At 70.9% G+C, this 19922-nt stretch carries 17 protein-coding genes and 5 pseudogenes; 9 read left to right on the top strand and 13 right to left on the bottom strand.

Annotated features, from left to right (window positions below; all coding sequences use genetic code 11):
- Positions 1-9: 9 nt before the first annotated feature.
- Positions 10-1218, bottom strand: coding sequence for a NupC/NupG family nucleoside CNT transporter (locus ACFY0O_RS24925; protein WP_388950156.1), 1209 nt, complete (start codon positions 1216-1218; stop codon positions 10-12).
- Between the two features lie 546 nt (positions 1219-1764).
- Between ACFY0O_RS24925 and ACFY0O_RS24920 the strand changes: the two genes are divergently transcribed.
- Together ACFY0O_RS24920 and ACFY0O_RS24915 are read left to right on the top strand one after the other, a co-directional pair.
- Entirely contained in the window at positions 1765-2394 is a 630-nt protein-coding gene (locus ACFY0O_RS24920; RefSeq protein ID WP_388950153.1) for a hypothetical protein, read from the top strand.
- Positions 2395-2780: 386 nt separating this feature from the next.
- Positions 2781-3830, top strand: a complete 1050-nt coding sequence (locus ACFY0O_RS24915) for a putative adhesin (RefSeq protein ID WP_388950150.1) — start codon at positions 2781-2783, stop codon at positions 3828-3830.
- 2 nt (positions 3831-3832) lie between these two features.
- On the opposite strand, the pseudogene ACFY0O_RS24910 reads toward ACFY0O_RS24915, so the two are convergent.
- A pseudogene (locus ACFY0O_RS24910) lies at positions 3833-3946 on the bottom strand (alpha/beta hydrolase); the annotation flags it as partial.
- Positions 3947-4053: 107 nt separating this feature from the next.
- Between ACFY0O_RS24910 and ACFY0O_RS24905 the strand changes: the two are divergent.
- Positions 4054-5343, top strand: coding sequence for a ClC family H(+)/Cl(-) exchange transporter (locus ACFY0O_RS24905; RefSeq protein WP_388950147.1), 1290 nt, complete (start codon positions 4054-4056; stop codon positions 5341-5343).
- A 37-nt stretch (positions 5344-5380) separates the two neighbouring features.
- Here ACFY0O_RS24905 and ACFY0O_RS24900 read toward each other — a convergent pair whose 3' ends face one another.
- The 5 genes and pseudogenes from ACFY0O_RS24900 to ACFY0O_RS24880 form a co-directional block, all read right to left on the bottom strand.
- Positions 5381-6226 (bottom strand): NAD(P)/FAD-dependent oxidoreductase, encoded by an 846-nt coding sequence (locus tag ACFY0O_RS24900; protein WP_388950628.1) that lies wholly within the window; start codon positions 6224-6226, stop codon positions 5381-5383.
- Positions 6227-6246: 20 nt separating this feature from the next.
- A pseudogene (locus tag ACFY0O_RS24895) lies at positions 6247-6513 on the bottom strand (FAD-dependent oxidoreductase); the annotation flags it as partial.
- Positions 6514-6537: 24 nt separating this feature from the next.
- Positions 6538-7083 (bottom strand): 2Fe-2S iron-sulfur cluster-binding protein, encoded by a 546-nt coding sequence (locus ACFY0O_RS24890; RefSeq protein WP_388950144.1) that lies wholly within the window; start codon positions 7081-7083, stop codon positions 6538-6540.
- On the bottom strand, positions 7083-7457 hold the full coding sequence (locus tag ACFY0O_RS24885; protein WP_388950141.1) for an Hpt domain-containing protein: 375 nt from the start codon (positions 7455-7457) through the stop codon (positions 7083-7085). Before ACFY0O_RS24885 ends, ACFY0O_RS24890 begins: the two co-directional genes overlap by 1 nt.
- Before the next feature lie 86 nt (positions 7458-7543).
- Complete coding sequence (locus ACFY0O_RS24880; protein WP_388950138.1) at positions 7544-8551, bottom strand: hypothetical protein; 1008 nt, start codon at positions 8549-8551, stop codon at positions 7544-7546.
- 223 nt (positions 8552-8774) lie between these two features.
- Here ACFY0O_RS24880 and ACFY0O_RS24875 point away from each other — a divergent pair, with 223 nt between their 5' ends.
- Positions 8775-9146: a hypothetical protein gene (locus ACFY0O_RS24875; protein WP_388950135.1), complete on the top strand. Its 372-nt coding sequence runs from the start codon at positions 8775-8777 to the stop codon at positions 9144-9146.
- Positions 9147-9158: 12 nt separating this feature from the next.
- Here the strand turns inward: ACFY0O_RS24875 and ACFY0O_RS24870 are convergent.
- Positions 9159-9712: pseudogene (locus tag ACFY0O_RS24870) on the bottom strand (Ig-like domain-containing protein); the annotation flags it as partial.
- A gap of 225 nt (positions 9713-9937) precedes the next feature.
- On the opposite strand from ACFY0O_RS24870, the gene ACFY0O_RS24865 reads away from it, so the two are divergent.
- A complete protein-coding gene (locus ACFY0O_RS24865; protein ID WP_388950132.1) occupies positions 9938-10780 on the top strand; it encodes a hypothetical protein in 843 nt (280 codons plus the stop codon).
- A gap of 259 nt (positions 10781-11039) precedes the next feature.
- On the opposite strand, the gene ACFY0O_RS24860 is transcribed toward ACFY0O_RS24865, so the two are convergent.
- Positions 11040-11312 carry a hypothetical protein gene (locus tag ACFY0O_RS24860; protein ID WP_388950129.1) on the bottom strand — a complete coding sequence of 91 codons (273 nt, stop codon included), beginning with the start codon at positions 11310-11312 and terminating at the stop codon, positions 11040-11042.
- A 1584-nt stretch (positions 11313-12896) separates the two neighbouring features.
- Positions 12897-13472, bottom strand: coding sequence for a hypothetical protein (locus tag ACFY0O_RS24855; RefSeq protein WP_388950127.1), 576 nt, complete (start codon positions 13470-13472; stop codon positions 12897-12899).
- Between the two features lie 355 nt (positions 13473-13827).
- On the opposite strand from ACFY0O_RS24855, the pseudogene ACFY0O_RS24850 reads away from it, so the two are divergent.
- Positions 13828-14174 (top strand): annotated as a pseudogene (locus tag ACFY0O_RS24850) (TraR/DksA family transcriptional regulator); the annotation flags it as partial.
- Positions 14175-14391: 217 nt separating this feature from the next.
- On the opposite strand, the gene ACFY0O_RS24845 reads toward ACFY0O_RS24850, so the two are convergent.
- Positions 14392-15813, bottom strand: a complete 1422-nt coding sequence (locus ACFY0O_RS24845) for an MFS transporter (protein ID WP_388950125.1) — start codon at positions 15811-15813, stop codon at positions 14392-14394.
- Between the two features lie 529 nt (positions 15814-16342).
- Here ACFY0O_RS24845 and ACFY0O_RS24840 point away from each other — a divergent pair.
- Complete coding sequence (locus ACFY0O_RS24840) at positions 16343-17260, top strand: DUF6891 domain-containing protein (protein ID WP_388950123.1); 918 nt, start codon at positions 16343-16345, stop codon at positions 17258-17260.
- Positions 17261-17639: 379 nt separating this feature from the next.
- Here ACFY0O_RS24840 and ACFY0O_RS24835 read toward each other — a convergent pair.
- Positions 17640-17756, bottom strand: a pseudogene (locus ACFY0O_RS24835) (AAA family ATPase); the annotation flags it as partial.
- A 46-nt stretch (positions 17757-17802) separates the two neighbouring features.
- Positions 17803-18354: a YceI family protein gene (locus ACFY0O_RS24830; RefSeq protein WP_388950121.1), complete on the bottom strand. Its 552-nt coding sequence runs from the start codon at positions 18352-18354 to the stop codon at positions 17803-17805.
- A 696-nt stretch (positions 18355-19050) separates the two neighbouring features.
- On the opposite strand from ACFY0O_RS24830, the gene ACFY0O_RS24825 reads away from it, so the two are divergent.
- Both ACFY0O_RS24825 and ACFY0O_RS24820 read left to right on the top strand, forming a co-directional pair.
- Complete coding sequence (locus tag ACFY0O_RS24825; protein ID WP_388950118.1) at positions 19051-19188, top strand: hypothetical protein; 138 nt, start codon at positions 19051-19053, stop codon at positions 19186-19188.
- Between the two features lie 119 nt (positions 19189-19307).
- Positions 19308-19655, top strand: a complete 348-nt coding sequence (locus tag ACFY0O_RS24820; protein ID WP_388950115.1) for a hypothetical protein — start codon at positions 19308-19310, stop codon at positions 19653-19655.
- Positions 19656-19922: the final 267 nt, after the last annotated feature.

Raw genomic sequence — 19922 nt, 5'->3', positions numbered from 1 at the left:
CGCCGCGGCTCAGCCGACGATACCGACGATGGCCGCGTTGCTGAGGTTCGCCAGGGTGCCGGCGAGCAGGGCCAGGAGGCCGAGCCGGGCGACGTCACCGCGGCGCTCCGGGGCCAGGGCGCCGAAGGAGCCGAGCTGGATGGCGATGGATCCGAAGTTGGCGAACCCGGCGAGGGCGAAGGTGGTGACGAGTACCGTCTTCGGTTCCAGGGAGGGGATCTGCGGGCCGAAGGCGGCGTACGCCACGAACTCGTTGATCACGGTCTTCTGTCCCAGCAGACTGCCCGCCGTCGCCGCCTCCGACCACGGCACCCCGATGAGCCACGCCACCGGCGCGAAGATCCACCCCAGCAGCCGCTGGAACGTCAGGCCCCCCTCGCCGAACCAGCCGCCGACCGCGCCGAGCAGACCGTTGGCCAGCGCGATGAGCGCCACGAACGCGAGCAGCAGACAGCCCACGATGACCGCGAGGCGGCCGCCGCTGAGCGCGCCGCGCGCGAGCGCGTCGATGGCGTTCGCCGACTCCGTGTCACGCACTCCCCGGATGTCGCCCTGCACCAGGGACTGTTCGGTCTCGGGGAGGATCGCCTTCGCGACGACCAGCATGGCGGGCGCGTTCATCACACTGGCCGCCAGCAGGTACGGCAAGGGCGCGCCCAGCAGCGAGTACCCGACCAGCGTCGAGCCGGCCACGGAGGCGAACCCGCCGGTCATACAGGTGAACAACTCCGAGCGCGTGAGCCGTTTCAGGTACGGCGCGATGAGCAGCGGGGCCTCGGACTGCCCGAGGAAGATCACCGTCACGGCCCAGACCGACTCGATCTTGCTGGTTCCGAGCAGCCGGGAGATCAGGCCGCCGACGATGTGGACGAACCACTGGATGACGCGCAGGTAGTAGAGGAGGCCGACGAGGGCGCCGAGGAAGATGATGACCGGCAGCACACTGATGGCGAACGGGACCGCGGAGCCCTTGGCCAGCGAACCGAACAGGAACTCCGTCCCCGCGTGCGTGTAGCCGATCAGCCCGGCGATCTTCGAGGCGAACCAGTTCAGCGCCTCGCGCCCCGGCTCCCACTTGAGCACCAGGACGGCGAATCCGACCTGGAGCGCGAAGCCGATCCCGACGGTCCGCCAGCTGATGCGCCCGCGGTGGCGTGAGAGCGCGAAGCACAGGCCGTAGACCAGAATGAGGCCGAGAACTCCCTGAAGCCGGGTCATCCGACGCGCACTCCCCGGGGATCGAGGCCGGACCGGCGGCCCCTCGGGGCCGGGTCGGCCGGACGGCGCCCGCACCTCCCGCGCGGACCCGGCACCCGGAACCTACGCAATCCCGTGCCCCTGACCTCCCAGGACACGCGCCGCGGAGCGCACCGTCACCGGACCGGCGGGATCGCCGACGGGCCGGGGCGGGGTGCGGCGCGTGTCCTGGGAGGTCAGGCAGGCACGCCTCCCGAGCGGTTCGCGCAGGCCACGACATGACGGGGGACGCTGCCGTGGCCTGCTGTCCGCCAGGCTACGCACCACGGCGACTGCCCCGGGATCCCCCGACCAGCTGTCCGTCCAGCGTCGTCACGGCGCCCGAAGGAGGAGGCCGCTGGGCGGATGCGGGGCTCGTGCGCCGCCGCCCCCATCCGCCGGCCCGGCGTCGGCGGCGCGTGCCCTTACGGGCAGGACTGCCCCCGCACGGTTGCCTCGACGACCCGAGCGGATCATGGTGGTGGCATCCCACGCAGCCGCCGGACCACGCCACGAAGAGGAATGACCATGCCGGGCGCCACCCATTCGGCCGAAGACCTTGCCACCCTGATCACCTACGCCAAGGAATGCGCGGGCCGGCTGCTGCACCAGGCCGACGCGTACGCGGGATGGCAGCTGAACGCCCTCAGGAGGTCGAACGCCGCACGGGACGAAACGCGGGCCGCGCACGCCGGGGACGAGTACGTCGCGGCGACCCGGGCGACGGTCTTCACGTTCGCCCGCATCTGCGACGAGGCGACCCGCCTCCTGGGCGAAGCCGAACCGGCTTCCGCGGACGATCTGGTAGCGCTCCAGACCTGGTTCGACACCGCGTGGGACGCCTTCACCCACGAATGGAACCTGCACCTGTCCCGGTTCAAGGAATCCATGGTCCAGGAGCACGTCTTCGACCACGTACAGACCTACGACCGGGCGGTGGACGGGGCGTTCGGCATGGGCGACGCGAACGCCTGGATCCTCAACGCCTCGAGCGTCGACGAGCTGACGGCGAACGTGCGGACACTGGCGGCGGCCTACGCGTCCGAGGTCGAGCAGGTACAGGACACCGCACGCAGCCGCGTCGAGGAGATCACGATCGACTGGCACGACTTCGACCGCTTCAAGACGGAGCTGTCCCTGTCCACCGGAACTCCGTGACGGCTCCGTTTCCGACACCCCCGCCCCCTGAACCGCACAAGGGGCTAGGGCCTGTCCGGCGGATCATGGCCGGGCCCTCGGCGCCCGGCACGGCGCCTCGCGGCGTTGCCGAAACGCCCCAATAGCTCCGCTATCGAGACGCTCCGGCGCCTTGCGATGCACCGCGCCGGACACCGCGGCCTGTCCGACCCTGATCCGCCGGACAGGCCCTAACGCGCACTTCCGGTGCCCCTTGAGGCTGCCGATGAGCGCGGCGGGCAGGCGATCCCGCCCGGGAGGCCCTGGCCCCCGGAGCGCCCCCGCCACAGGATGGTGAGCGGGCCCCGCGCTCTCCCCGACAGCCCGGCAGGCCGCGCCCCTTCCACCCACCTCCCCCGAAGGTTCACATGCCCGGACTCGTCGTGAGCGGCCACGCCTCATGGTCGCCCAGCATCTCCCCCGCCCACGCCACCCTCCACCACGGCCAGGAGGTCCACCTCTACCAGGAGGTGCTCCACCTCGTCCCCGAGAGCCTGACCCTCCAGCTCGAACAGCTGCTGCCCGAGCTCCTCACGAACCCGGTGCGCCGCTTCCGCGACCACTGCCCGAACTTCACGGTCGTCCCTCCCACGGGAGTGGACCGCGTCTTCCGATTCGACCCGACGGCGGACTACGAGCAGCTCATCCCGGACCGGGAGACGACCCTCGCGGAGATCGTGGCCCGCTACCCCGGCCACACGATCCACTGGGGCGCCTGCCCGGGGGTCGACCTGAACGGCGTGGGCGGCCAGGCGGTCGGCGTGAACCTCGGCTGGGACGGCAACCAGAACATGACCAGCTACGCGAGCGCGGGGGACCTCACCCAGGAGACCGAGGCCTCCAGAGCGGCGTTCGAGGGAACCACCCTCAGCTACGAGAGCTTCCGGCCGAACCTGGAATTCCAAGCGCTGATCAGGGCGGCCTTCCCGGCCGGTTCGGTCGCGGAGGAATGGCGCATGTGCGTGGCCCATCTGTGGGAGGCGCGGGAACACGGCCCGGAGGCGATGGCCGGGCTCTTCGCGGCCGACCTCGACCCCGAGGCGCGCCGCGGGCTGCTCATGAACGACGTGCTCCGGCACTGGCTGGAGGACCAGGGCCTCTACACCCGGGGCGGCTGCTTCAACGACCGCATGCTCACGGTCTCCGTCCCCGCCTTCTGGACGGCCACGGCCGAACCGGCCGACGACGAGGCCCGGGAGCTGTTCGTCTACTCCGACCTCCCGCCCGACCGCGGGGAAGCGTTCGCCGCCCTGCGCCTCGTGTGCGCCGGCGCGCACGACATCCGACGGGCCGTCGCCGACCTCACACCGGAGCAGCGGCAGCTCCTCCTCCACGACGCGTACGTCCGCCAGACGCTGTACGAAGCCGGCTACCGGGAGGAGGAGCCGCAGGGAGAGGAGTCGTGCGTGATCCTCTGAGCCGTGCCGGAGCCGAGGAACCAGTCGACGTGGGCGGCCTCGTGGCCGTCCGGCACGGTCTCGGCGAGGCCGGACGCGGCGGAGTGGAAGCCGAACCACCACGACCGCGCCCCCGCTTGGCCCGGCCGGGGCGCCGTACCGCGGGCCTACGGCGCGGCGCGGTCCGCGCGGACGTCCGGGGAGTGAGGCTCGGGGGATCGTCGGCGGTCCGGTGGAGGGGCTCATGACCGGTGCTCGGGTGTCCTTCGGCAGGGCCGTCCGCCCCTTCCTGGTCGCGGCTGCCGCCGGCTGCCTGGTCGGACTGGTGGGCGGTGCCTTCCGCTGGTGCCTGGAGCGGGCCGACGCCCTGCGCGTCGCGCTCCTGCACGCCGCGCACGGGCTGGGAGCGGCCGGAGCCCTCGTGCCGGTCGCGCTGACCGCGGCGGGCGCCCTGGTGGCCTGCCTCATCGCCCGGTCCGTCCCCCACGCCGCCGGCAGCGGCATCCAGCACGTGGAAGCCGTGTGGCGGCGGGAAGCGGACACCCACCCCCTCCTGCTGCCCGTCGCCAAGTTCACGGGCGGCCTCGCCGGGATCGGCTCCGGCCTGGTCCTGGGGCGCGAGGGCCCCATCGTCCACATGGGATCCGCGATCGGAGTCCTGGCCGGCCGCCACGGCCGCCTCGCGGCCGAGGACGCCCGCCTGCTGCACACGGCACTCGGCGGGGCCGGCCTGGCGGCGGCGTTCTCCGCCCCGCTGGGCGGACTGGTCTTCGTCTGCGAGGAGGTGACCCGGTCGGTCCGGCCCCGCCTGATCCTGCTCACCCTCGTCGGCACCGTCACGGCCGTGGCCTGCGCCGGGCTGGTCGTCGGCACGGCCCCCGTCTTCGCCGCACCACACCTCCCCGCCCCGCCGGTGTGGACGCTGCCCGTCTTCCTGCTGTTCGGCGTCGCCGCCGGGGCCCTGGGGGCGGCCTACAGCCGTATGGTCATCCGGCTGCTGGAGGCCTCCGACCGGCTGGCCCGCGTACCGGTGCCGCTGCGGGCGGCCGCCATCGGCGCGATGGTCGGGGCACTGACGGCGGCCGACCCCCTGCTGACCGGGGGCGGCGACACCCTGACCCGGCGGCTGCTGACGGGAACGGGCGTGGCAGCGCCGGCGCTCGCCGTCTTCCTGGCCGTCCGGTTCATGACGGGCCCGCTCAGCTACGCCGCCGCCACCCCGGGCGGCCTCTTCGCCCCGCTCCTCGCACTCGGCGCCCTGTGGGGGAGCCTGGCCCAGGTACTGACCGCACCCCTGCTCCCGGCCGACACGGCGGGACCGGCCGCGTTCGCGGTGGTCGGGATGGCCGCGCTGTTCACCGGAGTCGTCCGGGCCCCGATCACGGGCATCGTGCTGGTCACGGAGATGACGGGAGGCGTCCCGCTCATGCTCCCCCTGCTCATCGCCTGCTTCGCGGCGGCCTTCACCGCCGACCGCATGGGCAGCGAGCCGATCTACGACACCCTTCGCCACCGGCTGCTGGACCACCCGTGACAGCGGGTCGGCCGTGCTGCGGGGGGCACACCGGGGGTCACCGGCCGGTCAGGTCCAGGTCCCCCGCCCGCAGGCGTTCGATCCGCCCGCCCACCTCACGGTGTTCCCTGACTGCCGCGCTCAGCTCTCCCGTGCCCTCGACGCGGTGCCCGACCACGATCGCCCCCTCCAGGTGCCCGTCGGCCACCAGGAGCTTCGTGTAGCGCTTCGCGGCCCGGTCGTCGTGGACGATCACCTCCTCGCCGTCGGCGCCCGACTCCTCGATCCGCCCGCACGACAGCACGTCGATGCCCGCCACCTTCAACAGGGTCACAGGCGCCGTGCCCCTGAACGTGCGCGTCCCCCCGGCTATCGCCTCACCGGCGACCTCCGCCTGCTCGACGGCGGTGGGCCACAGCCCGAGCACCGTCCCCTCGTGTTCCGCGGCGTCTCCCACGGCGTACACCGACGGGTCACTCGTCCGCATGAGGTCGTCCACCACGATCCCCCGGGCCGTCCTGAGCCCGGCCTCCCGCGCCAGGGCGATGTCGGGCACGATCCCCGCGGCGACCAGGACCATCTCCGCCCTGACCGTCCGGCCGTCGGCGAGCTCCAGCTCCTCGAGCCGGCCGTCCTCACCCCGCAGCCGCGTACAGGAAGCGTTCAGCAGCACGCTCAGGCCGAGCCCCTCCAGGTAGGCCTGGAGCAGCTGGGCGCCCCGCCGGTCCAGCTGGCGGCTGAGGAGCCACTTGTTGCGGTCGAGGACCGTCACCTTCGGGCCGATCTTGGCCAGGGCGACCGCCGCCTCGAGACCGAGCAGCCCGCCGCCCGCGACGGCGGCCCGGTCACAGCCGGCCCGCTGCGCGTACTCCCGGATCGAGAACGCGTCGCCCGCCGATCGCAGGGCGAACGTCCCCCCCCCGTCCCGAAGCCCTCGAGGGGCGGGATGAAGGACCGTGCACCCGTCGCGATCACGAGGCGGTCGTAGGCGAGGGTCTCCCCGGTCCCGAGGAGGACCTGCCGCCGGTCCCGGTCGATCGCCACCGCACGGGTGTTCAGCCAGGCCGTGATGCCGTTGCTCTCGTACCAGGAGTCCGGCAGGAGCGTGAGGCCGGCCATGGCGGAGCGCCCGTAGATGATGCGCGAGATCCCCATCCGGTTGTACAGGGGATACGGTTCCGCGGCGACGATGTCGATGGAGCAGTCGGGGTGGCGTCACCGCAGGTGGTCCGCGGTGGTGACCCCGGCGATCCCGTTCCCCAGGACGACGACCTTGCCGACGGACCTGTCGTAGGTGAAACCCGCGACGCGCGCGCTCCTCGCGGCCTCGGCCCGGTCGGGCTCCAGGTTCACCGTGACCGGCCCGTGGACCCGTGCGCTGCAGGCCATGCGCACGTCGTGCGACAGCCCCAGGCGTTCGAGGGTGGCGGTCTCCTCACGGGTCGGCGCCGAGAGGTTCTCCATCCCCTTCACGACGCACACCGGGTCCGCACCGCAGACGCCCATCCGGCAGCCCGGTTCCATGGAGATGCCCGAGCCTTCCGCCACCTCCAGCAGCGACGTGTCCGGCTTGGTCAGCACGCGGTCGGAGCCGGGTTCGATCACCACCTCCACGCTGCCCTGCCGGAAGTCGCGGATGGCGTCCAGGGAAGTGGCTCCCCCGAACCGGACGATCGAGGCGTGAACACCACCCCCCGCCGGGCAGGGGACAGGCCGGACCCGGATCCGGCTGACGGCCGCGAGGGGGCCGAGCCACGGCATCAACCCGGAGGCTGTCCCTCGGACAGCCCGTCCCGAGCGGCCTCCACGGCACCGCGTGCCACCGCGTAGGAGGCCTCCACCTCCCGCGCGAGAGGCTCCGCGCCGGCCACTCCCTCGGCGCCGGCGAGATCCTCCAGTTCCTGGCACAGCGGCGCGAGCTGTTCGAGCCCGAACGTCCAGCCGTTGGACTTGAGCGTATGGGCGGAACGGCGCACGAGCTCCGCGTCCCCCTCGCCAAGGCCCTGGCGGATGTCCGCCACCAGGCGGGGTGAGTCCTTCAAGAAGGCGTCCATCAGCTCCATGGCGAACTCGGCATCGATCGAGTCGACCAGTTCCCGCACGGTCACGGGGTTGAGGACGAGCGCGGCGGACATGGCGGCCTCCGGTGCTTCTGTCGGCGTGCCCCACTCATGGAATCGTACTGCGGCATGCCGTGCGGGCCCGTTGGACGGCGGGCGCGTCACTGGACGCTGCACGGTGGGACGTGGAAGGCGCCGAGCAGGTCCTCGTCGCCGTCCGCCCGGTCGCTGCCCGTCTCGTCGCCGCTGGTGCACGACTCGTCGCCGTCGGTCGGTACGCAGCGGTCGGCGTAGTAGCGACGGGCCGTGTCGAATTCCGAGACCCAGACCTCGGCGCCGGCCGCGAACCGCTGGACGGCGGTGTCCACGACGTCATATGCGTCCTCGGGCAGCTCCTCGAACACCACCACGCGGGTGTCGCCGCTGTTGAGGACGAGCAGGCTGCCTGCCAGCATGCCGTCGTGGGCGCAGACGTAGTCGACGTGCTCGGGGGCGTGGTGGTACCCCATGAGGAAGACCGGGCCGGCCAGGGCGTAGGGCTGTTCGGCCCCGTGGGGGGAGTAGCGGAGTTCGGCCTCGTTGTGCTCGTCGACGGCCCTCAGGCCGGTCTCGTCGAGGGTGCGGAAGAGGTCCGGGTCATCGCCCAGGATGACTGCCGTGGGCCTGCCCGCCAGTGCGGCCGCGACCACCGTTTCGTCCGCGCCTTCGACCTCGGTACACGCCAGCCAGAACAGCTCCTGACCCTGGAAGTCGGGCCTGCCGAGGATGCCGTCGCAGGTGTGCGTCCGGCCGGAGCTTGTCTGGTCGGGGCTGGTGGGGCAGGTGGCTCGCGTTCCGGTGCACAGGCGGACGGGGTCCGGGATGTCGCCGATTCCGGGCCGGATGAGCTGGTGGCCGCCGAACCTCGGGTTGTTCGCCAGGTCGCGTTCCCAGGAGGGGTCGGATCTGAGCGACAGGTTGTAGGTGACCCTGTTGGGGGTGAGGGGGAGCAGATGCGGCTGGATCTCCTCCCAGGCCTCGAGGTGCCGCGAGCGGTAGCAGAGTCCCTGGAAGGAGTCGGCGTAGAACTGGATGCTGGTTCCGTGGGGGATCGCGACCCACTCCATGTCGGGGGGCGTGAGTGCGGCGTCGACGGAGAGGATCCCGTGTCCCAGGAGGATGTATCCCACGGCTGCTCTTCCTTCTCGAGTCCCGCATCACGTCCCGCCCATGCTGCCAGTCGGCCGCAGTGATCTTGTGCGCGTTCGGGCAGGCCTCGAGGCAGACGGCGGTACCTCTCCGGCCGGCGCAGCGTGCCGTCGGTGCCGACCGCCCCCGTTGTGAGCAAATGGGGACGAAGGCCGCCCGGCGTTCCCGGTCCGTGGCCCTGGTTCGGAAAGAGGGGCACCGGTGATGCCGCGCAAGGCACCTTGGATCGTTCTCAGCTCGGCGCTGGTCCTCCTGGCCTGCGCCGCCGCAGGCCGCGTCCTCGTCGACGATCCGTCACCGCAGGACGACTCCAAGCCGGCTTCCGCGCCCGTCGCCGTGACCGGAGTACCCCAGGGCCGTGTCCTGCGGCCGGGCGTGAACCGGTACAGCGCGCCGTCCAGCCGCTCCCGGGTGCTCGGCACCTACCAGGCCGCCTCCACCCTCACGCTGTCCTGCTGGCGGGAAGGGGAGGAGGGCGGCGCTCACGCCACCTGGTACTGGCTCGCCGGAGGCGAGGGGTACGTGTCGGCGAGCGACGTCAGAACCACCGTTTCCCTGCCCTACTGCGTGGCCTGAGCTTTCCCCGGGTCATTCGGCGGAGCCCCGCACCCAGGCGCTCCAGGGCATGTTCCAGTCGCTGAGGCCGTTGTCGGGGTGAATCGTCTCGTCGTCGGAGTTCTCGACGACGACGACGTCCCCGATGAGCGAGTTGTCGTAGAACCAGGCCGCGGGGCTGTGGGGGTCCCCTCCGCCCTGGAGGTCGCGCGGCCCGATGCAGCCATGGCTGGTGTTCTGCCGGCCGAACACGTTCTCGGCGGCCCAGTAGTTGCCGTCACCGTTTTGATCGTCTTGCCGTCCCGGACCACGGTCATCGTCTTGGCCTTGGCGTCGACGGTGGAGATCTGGGACCGGCCGATGCGGAAGCCGACCGTCTTGTTCTGCACCCCCGTGATGTCCTTGCCGCCCCGCACGCCGTTCAGCGCGAGTTTCACGGTGACCTCGGAATCGGGCTTCCAGTAGTCCTGCGGGCGGAAGTCCAGCCGGGTGGGGCTGAACCAGTGGCCGACGACCGCCTGACCGCTGGTGGAGCTGACCTGGATCGCCGACTGGACCGCCTTGCGGTCCGTGATGGGCGGAGCAAAACCTGGACGCGGGGACGCGAACCGCAGCACGCCTTCGAAAGGCAGCCCTTCCCGGGCCCCTACGGCCACTTCAACCCCTGATGTCCCGGACGCGGGCTGATCCCGCGGCGGCACAGGCGTGTGCCGAAGGGAATTCCGTCTGCCCGGTGGGCTGCCCGGAAGGCTCTGGCCGAGGTCGTCGGGCGTTGAATAGCGTCCCGGTGAGCCAAAAGCAAGGATGTGGAAATGGCCAAGATCGTTGTGCTGGGGCGAGTCGTTTCAGAAAGCGATGCCTCGTTTGACATCCCGCAGGGGACGACGATTCAGCTCTGGTACGACCGGGGTCACGGGATCCCCGTTGGTGAAGGGATATTCCTCTGGGACCATGTCGAAGCGGTGGGCGGGCCCTGCGCCGGCAGCCTGCATGATTCCGAAGTCGAGTCCGATCCGTACCTCGAAAGCCATGTCTTCGATGGAGTGCCCGGTGTCGATCTGGTCGTCCGCCCTGGTGTGGATGGCGTTGCCGATCGGCTCTCCATGAGTGGACTCCTTGCGCGGCTTGATGAGTGGGGATGGTCGGGAGACCACGAGATCCATTGGGTGGACTGCACGGGCTTCTACGAGTGGCACGCCTCGGAGGAGACGGCGGATTCCTGCGAGGAGGAGTCATCGGACTCGGTTGAGTCCGCTGGGCAGTTGTGGAGGGCTGTCGATCCGTCGTACGACGAAGATCCGGCCGTGCGCCGCGAATTGCTTGACATCAAGCAGAAGAACAGGGCCGCATGGAATTCCGGCGGCGACGGGGTCAAGCAACTCTTCTTCCAGCAGATGGAGGACACCAGGTTTACCTACGTCACAACAGCAGGCGGGGGTTTCAGCGAGCACCAGGATTCCATGGCTCGGCCTTCTTCGCGGGTTCGCTGTTCCGGAACACTCACGGTGAGAACCGAGGGGTACCGCGCCACCGTATGGGGTCTGTCGCAGTTCGGGGAAGGGCAACTCAGCAAGGTGCCGTTCTTCGATCTTGCGGACGGAATGCTCAGGGAGGGTGCGGGTGACCCTCCCCTCCCCGATTCGATCCGGGGCTGAGGAATCAACTGAGCGGGCGCATGCGTGCGGGGGCGGTACCGCGCGCGCTCACTCCCCGCTGACCGGCACAGCCGGGGTCCGCGAACTGCCCCATCACGATCAGCCCGGCCACCGACAGCCGTCCCGAGCGCTGCCCGCTGACGGTCACGACCGGGGTGCGGTCCCACCGGCTCCAGGTCTGTCCCCGGGGCGGCCGTAACGCGAGGTCAGGGCCGCGGTTCAACCACTGAGAGCGTGTCGGAGATCGGTTGGTCGGGCGTCAGTATGGGCTTTGGCCGGCAGGCCACTGGTAGCCCTCGGGCAGCTCGGTTCCGTTGCTGTCGATGACCGTGTAGTCGACGATCACCTTCGCGGGGTCGCCGCCTTCGAAGATCCAGACGATCAGCCGGTGCTTGGCCGCAACCACCGTGAACTGAGGATCCGATACCTCATCAGCCGGCACAACGGTGAACTCGTCCCCAGGCTTCAACCAGAAGACGTCGCAGTACGGTTCGATGAACAGGCAGAGGAAGTCCTCGCCACCGTTCTGCACGGGGAGCCTGTTCACTGACGCCGTCCCGGTGGCCGCTGTAGCAGAGGGCCATCAGGATAGCGTGAGCGGCCTTCGTGGTGACCGTCGAGCCGGTTCACCTCGTGTGAGATGGCGGACCCTGATGCCGATCATTGCCCAGCGGATCATGGCCTCTGAGCGGGCCGGCCGGTCTCGTACCCACGCGCAAGGCGGCGGCGGTGGTGGGACGGTGAGCCATGAGAAGGTGCGCTCAATCGCCCATCTCGTGGGCTGGAGCCGGAATCCGTGCCGGCCTGGACCGGCCGCGGCGAGGAGATCAGTGCCGCCCCGCGCCGTCGACCCCGGCGGCACTCACCGCCACGCGTCCGCTTCAAGGGGAACCAGCGCGCGAAGTTGTACCGTGGCCCGCTGCGATCGCCCGTCATACGAAGGTCCTAACGTCGTGGGGAAGCGGGGACGGCCGGCCGGTCCGTGACAGCGTCCAGCGTGACCCGCAGGCGCGGCGCCTCGACGGCGAGTGCGGCACGGCCTTCCCGACGCCCGGTACTCCTGCATGGCATGATCATCCCATTGGTCGTCCAAGTGGTGGATCTGCTCCCTGGTTCCCCTCCCTAACCTCGTGTCACGGCCCGAACGGTCACCCGGCGCGCAGCGGAGACGACCGAGCGCGTAGGCGCTGACCCGCACCTCATGCGCTGGGCCCCGCACACCACGTACGGGCCGGAAGAAGGAGACCACCTTGACCGAGCACGTGGGATGCGAACGCCTCCTGGACAGCGGGACAACCACGGCGCAGGATCCCGCGATCCCGCGTCTGTCACAGCACTCCCGGGCTGCCGAAGCCGACGGCGCGGGTTCCCCGTCGGCCCCTGCGGCCGCGGGGAGAAGCGGCATGGAGCACTCCGAGGAATCGGAGGCCTCCTCCTCGCCCACGCACCTCGATCGCTTCCCTGCCGCCGACCTCCCGTCCGACCTCACCCACGAGATCACGAAACACCTCCCTCTGGAGGACCGGGGACGCTACGCCCAGGCCGACAGGACCATGCGCGCGTTCGCCGCATCGCAGCCCTGGACCACCCCGGCCGGGCAGACGAAGGGGATCGGCCGGCGGACGGACCTCGACTTCCGCACCATCTACACCCAGCACGAACTGGACGAGTCCCTGGGCGACGGGGACCCGCTGTGCTTCGCGCCCGGCGGCGGAAGCCGGGCCCAGCCCCTCACCGTCCACCGGGAAGCGGCCGGCGGAACGATCCGGCGACTACATCGGGCCCCTGGTCGCCGCCGCACCCGCCTGGTACCTCCTGCCGCTGCTCCTGCACGCCTTGCTGGGCACCGTGGGCAACAGCATGTCCCTGTACAGCATGGGCCTGGACGAGCGCGTGCGTGACCGCCGTGCAGACGCATACGAGGGCGCAGAGCACCGCCAGCGCAAAGGTGACCGAGGCGAGGGTCCTCGCGAGTCGTGTGCTCCTCATGCCTCTCCCTGTCGGGTATCGATATGCCGACGGTGGCTGGGCATAGCGGTACTCGACGAGTACATGGCTGGGTGACCGACCGTACGGGCAGAACCTGGGCGGTCAGGACCGGTCTCCCCGGCGCGGGCTAACGCAGCGGCCGTCGTGGGCCGGGACGCGGTGATGTGACCACGGGCCCTCGCCGCGGTTCGGCCTCCAGCAGCGCCCACAACCGCGGGCCGTCTTCCTCGTCGGTGTCGGTGCCGCAGGCAGCCACGCTCCGCAGCGCTCCCAGAACGCGCAGCACGTCCTCACCGGTGTCGGCCGGGGCGTGGCCGAGGACGAGGACGAGGATCCGCTGTTCCTGGTCGGCCAGGTGCAGGCTCAGCCGGCGGCCCCCCGCGCCGACCGCGGCCCAGGCCAGGACGCGCACGCAAGCGGTCAGGTCATCGGTGCTGATACGGGTGTACCCCCACCCCCGCACGGTCTCGACCGCGGCGGCGGCGGCCTTGGCCGGCGCCCACTGGTCGGAGCGGAACACGAGCGCGCGGGTGGGCCGGTTGCGGATCACCATCCGCGGCCGTGGCAGCTCCACCCCGCCGGCCGGCCTCGTCGCCGGCTGCCGCGGCCCGACCGCCTCGACGGGCTCCTTCTGCGGGGGCGGGGACTTCGGCGGATCGGTCGGCGGAAGCATGGGACCCGTGGCCCGCGCGGCATCGTTCATACCCGACCACGGTACGCCGCTCCCGGCCGGCGCGGGAGACGGTCTGGGCACGAGGTCCTGCCCGGCAGCCGGGACTTGGGGCGGCCGGCCCGACGCGGCGAGCCTGCCGGTGAACCCTGGAACGGCGTACGGGCCCGTCCCGTCGCCCATGCTGGGGCAACGCCGCTTCGCCGTTCCCGATTCCCCTGACCGCCCCTCACCGGCCCCCGACTTCGTCGCCGGTTTCGCCCCAGGACCGGGCGGAAGCGATCGGCAAGCCCGGGGGCCAGATGGTGTCTCCCTTCGATGACCCGCTCGCCCGGTAACACCCCGACGAGGCCATGACGAGCCCGGCCCCTCCAGCTTCTCGACCGCCCGCGCACGCCTCGCGGCCGACCGAGCCGACACCCTCGCACGGGCGGCCGCGCTCGGCCGTGACTTCGACGGGACCGTCGCGGCCAACGCCCTGATCGCGGTCGACGACGAGCACGACCCCGAAGGAGGTAGCACAGCCTTCGAACGGGCCCACGCGGCCGCCCTGATGGCGCAGGCGCGCGAGCACCTGGAGGAACTCGACCGGGCGGTGCAACGACTGGGACGGGACAGTACGGGCAGTGCGAAGCATGCGGCGAGACGATTCCGCCCGAACGTCTGGAGATCCGTCCCGCGGCGACCACCTGCGTCCACTGCGCCTGCTCCACCGGGCCGACAAGGCCAGGGTAGGCCTGGCCTTTGTCGGCCCGGCGAGAAGTTCCTCCCCACCGCGGTCTTCCTGGTCCTGACGCTCGGCCTGAGCCAGCTCACGTACCGCTACGTGGAACTGCCCGGACAGCGGCTCGTGCTACGGCCTTCGAGCGGCCGGCCGGGTCACGGGTCGACCGCCGCCGACGACCCCACTCGGGGCGCGGTAAGAACGCTGTCACGACAGCCGGCCGGCGTCTCAGCCGCCGGCCGGCCGCCGGCGGCCCCGAGTGACCAGCATCAAGGCAGCGGATCCCAGTACCGACAGCAGCGCGGCCCCGCGCAGCAGGGTGTCGATGGCCGGGCCGTCAAAGGCCGCATGCACCTCCGAGCCGCTGATCGCCTCCAGAAGGGTGGAGCCCACGGCCAGCGTCACGGCACCGAACAGCACGATCGTGGTCAGGAACAGACCCGACGCGGCGGCGAGGCGTCCGGGCTCGACGTACGACTGTGTGGTCACGTTCGCCAGCGCCCAGACGGCCCCGCCCCCCAGGCCCACCACCGCGAAGACCGCCGTGTACGCGGCGAGGTCGGTCATCCAGGTCAAAGTGAACAGGCTGACGCCGCTGAGCAGGAGGCCGCCCACGATCAGGGTCTCGGGACGAATCCGCTCCGCCAGATGCCCCGAGGAGTAGTTGCCGACGCCCAGGCCCACGGACAGGGCCAGGAAGACCAGGCCGGAGCCCAGCGGCGACAGCCCGCGTACCTGCTGCAGGTAGATCGCGGAGAAGAGGTTGACCAGAGCGTGGACCATGTTGGACAGCGTCCCCGCGAGTGCGACAGCGACGAAGAGGCGGTTGCGCAGCAGCCCGAGGTCGAGCAACGGTCGCTCGGAGCGCTGGTCGATGCGGAGGAACACGCCCAGCAGCGCCACCCCTGCGGCGAGGCAGCCGAGGGTCGCGGCTGAGTCCCAGCCCCAGCGTCTTCCCTGGTCCACGCCGATCAGGATGCCGGCCACACCGCCGGCCAGAGTCAGCACGCTGGGCGGGGCGGGCCGGCCGCCGGCCTGCTCGTCGCGCGTCTCGGGGACGTGCCGCAGCAGGAGCACGATGGCCGTCAGGCAGAACGGCAGGTTCAGCAGGAACAACGCGCGCCAGCTGACGTGTTCGGCCAGCGCCCCGCCCACGACGGGCCCGACAATGGTTCCGATCGTGCCGCAGGTGATCACGATGGCGACGGCGCGTCCTTGCCGCGCGTCCTGGAAGTACGCGGTGACCACGGCGACGGCCACGGGGAAGACCAGGGCCGTGGTGCACCCCTGGACGACTCGCCCCGCAATCAGCCAGGCGGGATTCGGCGCCACGGCGCACCCGACGGAAGCGAGGGCGTAGCCGGTGAGTCCGGTGACGAGCACACGCTTGCGGCCCCACAGGTCAGCGGCCCGGCCACCGGTGATCAACAGGGCACCGAGGGCGAGCATGGAGCCGCTGAACAGCCACTGGAGGTTGGTGGCGGGGGTGTGGAAGTCCCGGCCGATGACGGGAAGCATCAGGTTCAGTGCGAAGAAGTCCATCTGCACCAGGAGCATGCAGATGCCGGCGGCCGCGATGACCGCCCGGTCCCGACGGCCGAACCTGCCCCGGGATGTCCCGCCCCCGCCGGCGTTCGCATGTCTCGTCATGGTCGCTGTGTCCCGTCACGTGAGCCGGAGCGGGAGCCGACCCGCCGGCCGCTCCGTCACGCATTGTCGGCCGTCGAGGCCGGGACACCGGTGAAGCCCGGTCCACCGGACGCGGCGTGTCGGACCGTTCCGCCCGGGGCAGCACCCTCGGACCTGGTCGACACCGACGGACAACTACCCGACATCGGGCCCGGGCGGCCTTCACGGACATCCCTCCCGGGCACGAACCCGGATCTCGCATGTCCGCCGAACCGGAGCAACCCCTCTCTCGCCCGAGATCGAGGCATCGGCGGGTGGCCCAGACTGCGAAACACGCTCAGCGCGAACAGCGCGCTCCCCGTCGAGCAGCCGCCCTCCCCTCACCCGCGCCCGCAGCATCGGCGCGGCTGCCCGATGCCATCGATCAGGGGTGAGAGGAGTGAGGCCAATCTGGCCTGCGCGGCGTCTTCCGAGGCCGAGCTTTCGCAGCGCATGTGCGTTGCCGGCTCCCGGGAGGTCTGCTGTCAGAGGGGTGTGTCAGAGTCTGCGCATGCTCGAGATCGTAGTGGGGACGGAGAACTGGGAGCGGCACGTCCGTGTATCCGCCGAGGAGCTGGCTGGGTTGGTCCGGCGGATCGGTGGTGACGGTGACCTGTTCCTGGTGGTCCAGCGCATACCCGACCTGCCCGACGTCTTCGCCCAGGTCTGGCACAAGGCCGGTGGCGACTACACGCTGGAGTACCGCGACGGTGCCGCTGACCGGCACTTCCAGGCGATGGCCGACGGGCCGGAGGTCGTGATTGCGGCGATGACCGGATGGGCCCGCCAGGAGGCCGGATGGGACGACGGCCTGGCCTGGTCGCTGCTGGACATGGGGCCCGCCCGTGAGGTGCCGCCTCTCGACCTCGACGAAGACGAGCGCGCGGAGTTGGAGAAGCGTGTCCGCGAGGTGCTGGCCTGCGGTTACGCCTCTCGCGCCGAACTGGCTGAGCTTGCGGAGGAGTTCCTGGTCACCAAGGACCGCCGGCCCGTTTCGCGCGAGCAGGCCGAGGCACTGGCCGACCGGTTGTGGCTGGAGCGGGTCGCGGAGCAAGCCGCATGGCAGGGCGAGACCGACCCTGAGCGGCTCACCCGCGCGTTCACCGCCCTGCAGGAGGCCCGTATCACCGCCCGCGAGAACTTCACCTGTTGCCGTAGCTGCGGCCAGTCCGAGATCGGCGGCGAAGGTGGGCCCGATGCCCGCGGCTTCGTTTACTTCCACTCCCAGTGCACGGATTCCGCCGCAGCCGGCCACGGACTGACGCTCCTCTACGGCGGCTTCGACGACTCGGCCGATACCACTGCAGCCATCGGACACGAGGTCGTGACTGCCCTCGAAGCCGTCGGCCTCCACGCCGAGTGGGATCACGACCCCGGCCGGGCCATCACCGTCACCCCCCTGGACTGGCGCCGCCGCCTGGTCGGCTGAGGACCGGCGTCAGACCTTCTCTCAGGTGCCGTCGGCGGCCCAGACCCGCAGGCACTCGACGACCTCGTTCCGGGCCGTCGACAATGGCGGGCTCGTGTATCGGAACCCTCGGAATGGGTGGGTTGTTCGTCGAGGTAGTGGTGTCCGGTGTCGGCCGGCGACATGATGAGCCTGCTGTCGCGGACCTGCCACTCAATCGTCCCCTCGACTTCGTGGCTGGCGAGGAACAAGCCCCGGATACGGTCTCCTTCGTCGTCGGGCGCCGAGATCCGGGCGATCTCTGTGATCTGGTTCACGAACCAGATCATTTTGACCCCTCTGATGCGGTTCTCGGCGCCCTTGATGCTGCCAGAGCTCCAGCGCGCGTCGAGGCCGCCCGACGAGAGGCCAGCACGTACTTGACCCGATAGCCGGCCATAGCCGCCTCGGTTCCGAGCGCGATCAGCATGGGGGACGTGCCGGTCCCAGAGCCACCGATCAGGCAGAGCGGCTGACTGCTTCCTGCCCCGGTTGCGCCGAAGCTGATGGGTCGACAGGCGCCGTTAGCCCTGCTTGATCGCGGAGATGTCGAACTCCAGGACGATCTTGTCGCCGACCAGCACTCCGCCGCCTTCCAAGGCCGCGTTCCAGGTCACGCCGAACTCCTTGCGGGAGATGGTCACCGAGCCTTCCAGGCCGACGCGCAGGTTGCCGTAGGGGTCGACGGCGTTGCCCGTGTACTCGAAGTCGATGACCACCGGCTTGGTGGTGTCCTTGACGGTGAGGTCGCCGGTGACGCGGTAGTCGGTGTCGGATTTCCGCTCGACCGCCGTGGTACGGAAGGTGATGTCGGGGAAGGTGGGAGCGTCCAGGAAATCGTTGGTGCGCAAGTGCTGGTCACGCTGTTCGACGCCGGTGTCGATGCTCTCGGTCTTGATCACCACCTGGGCGCTGGAGCGGGACGGGTCGGCGCCGTCCAGATGGGCAGTGCCCTCGAACTCGTGGAACGCGCCGCGCACTTTCGTCACCATGGCGTGGCGGGCCACGAAGCCGATCCGGGTGTGGGCGGGGTCGAGTACATAGTCCCCGGTGAGCTCGCCAAGTGTGGTGGTCAAGGTGCTGCCTCCGTAAGACGCGGGATGTCGGCGGCGATGTGCCTGGATCGCCCCCGAGCCACGCTAGGGCGCAAGCGGTTTCCGGCCCGGCTGAACGCGCGGGCCCGCAGCCGAATGGCTGACTTTCCCCGTCTGACGCTGACGTGCGTGAGGCCGCGGATTGCTGGACTCGCGGTTCAAGAAGCGGATCTGCCGGCTTCGGGCACCCAGTGAAGCGGGAAGGGTGAGGGGCGAGGTCGGTTCGCGTGGAGGCCACGGGCGTCCCGCTCGTCCGGCGAAGAGGTGATCGGGTTCAGCAGCAGCCGGTGCGCCCGGGCCGAGCCGGGGCCGGGAAAGGCAGGCGACCTCACGCACAAGCCGGAGCACCTTCCGTGGGAGGTGGCCGGTCGGCCAGTGCGTCATCGGCGTGACCGCGTTGGGGACGTCGGCCACCACCTCCCATCCGGCCCGGCCGAGTTGGTCGAGCACCGACTCCGCCTGCTCCAGAACGTCGATGCGCTGGATCTTGTACTCCCACATCTGAGCCACCGCTTCTCACGCCATGCCTCGCGGACCGATTCGCCAGCCGATGCTTCCACGTCGGCAGGCAGCGCGATAGGGCATGTGGGTGGCTCATGAGCCCCCTCAGACGGCCGCCGCCATCGGGTGAAGGGCCGGGCTGCCCTTCGACCACCGCAGCCCGAACAGGTACTGCGCATGCCCGAGGAGACGCGCCGCATCGACCTGGAGGAATGGATCGACGACCAACAGGTCGCCCCCGCGCTGAACGGTGGAAACCCGATCATCGACGTCTGGCGGGCGCAGGTTGAGGCGGCTGGCCGTTATGCCGGGTGAACGGCATGGCCTTCTCGGAGGTCCGGCCGATCGGTTTCGTCCGTGGCGCCCGGAGGGGTGCGACACTCTTCCCCGACTCTTCGCCCGTCCGAGTATCCCCGGCAAGGAGGGAACGCCTGATGTCACCCCGCCCTCCGCCGGAGCACACCGAGGACGGACGCTACGTCGTCGTCAACGGCAGGCGCTGGCGGGCCACCGACCCGGAGCTGCCCCCGGATGTCGCCCAGCGCTTGCGCAGCCACCTGATGGAGGCCCGGCGGGCCGTTGGAGCCGCCCTGCGGGTCCATGACGAGGAAGCCGAAAGCGCGGCCAGGAAGCGGGTCCAGACCGCCAAGGTCGCTCTCGGCGAACGCGGCACCCCGTGGTGGGACCAAACCAGCGCGCAACGGCGGACACGCTGGCTGGACGGACTGGCGGCCTTGGACCGGGAGGAAGGGCCAGGCCAGCCCCCGAGGCGCCGTGACTGACCCCAGGACCGGAGTCGCCAGCTGCGCAACAGGCACCACGCGGCGTGTAGCGGCGTGGCAAAGAGGCGCGGTGCCCGGCGGCAGGTCCGGGCCCCATGGGCCCGTCCACTTCTGGGGGCCCGGACATGGAACTGGTTGGTCCAGTAGACGCCCGGGTCTGCGGGTGGCCACAGGGGTTCGGGGCAGGGGCGACGACCAGTCGGCCGGTGAGCCGGTCCCGGCGCGCGCCTGTTCCGCGGAGGGGCTGTCCGGCCTTCGGGGCAATCG

This window comes from Streptomyces sp. NPDC001594 (assembly GCF_042893675.1).
Classification (GTDB): Bacteria; Actinomycetota; Actinomycetes; order Streptomycetales; family Streptomycetaceae; genus Streptomyces.
Note: the sequence above shows the minus strand (reverse complement) of the source record. Positions and strands in the feature narration are given on the sequence as shown.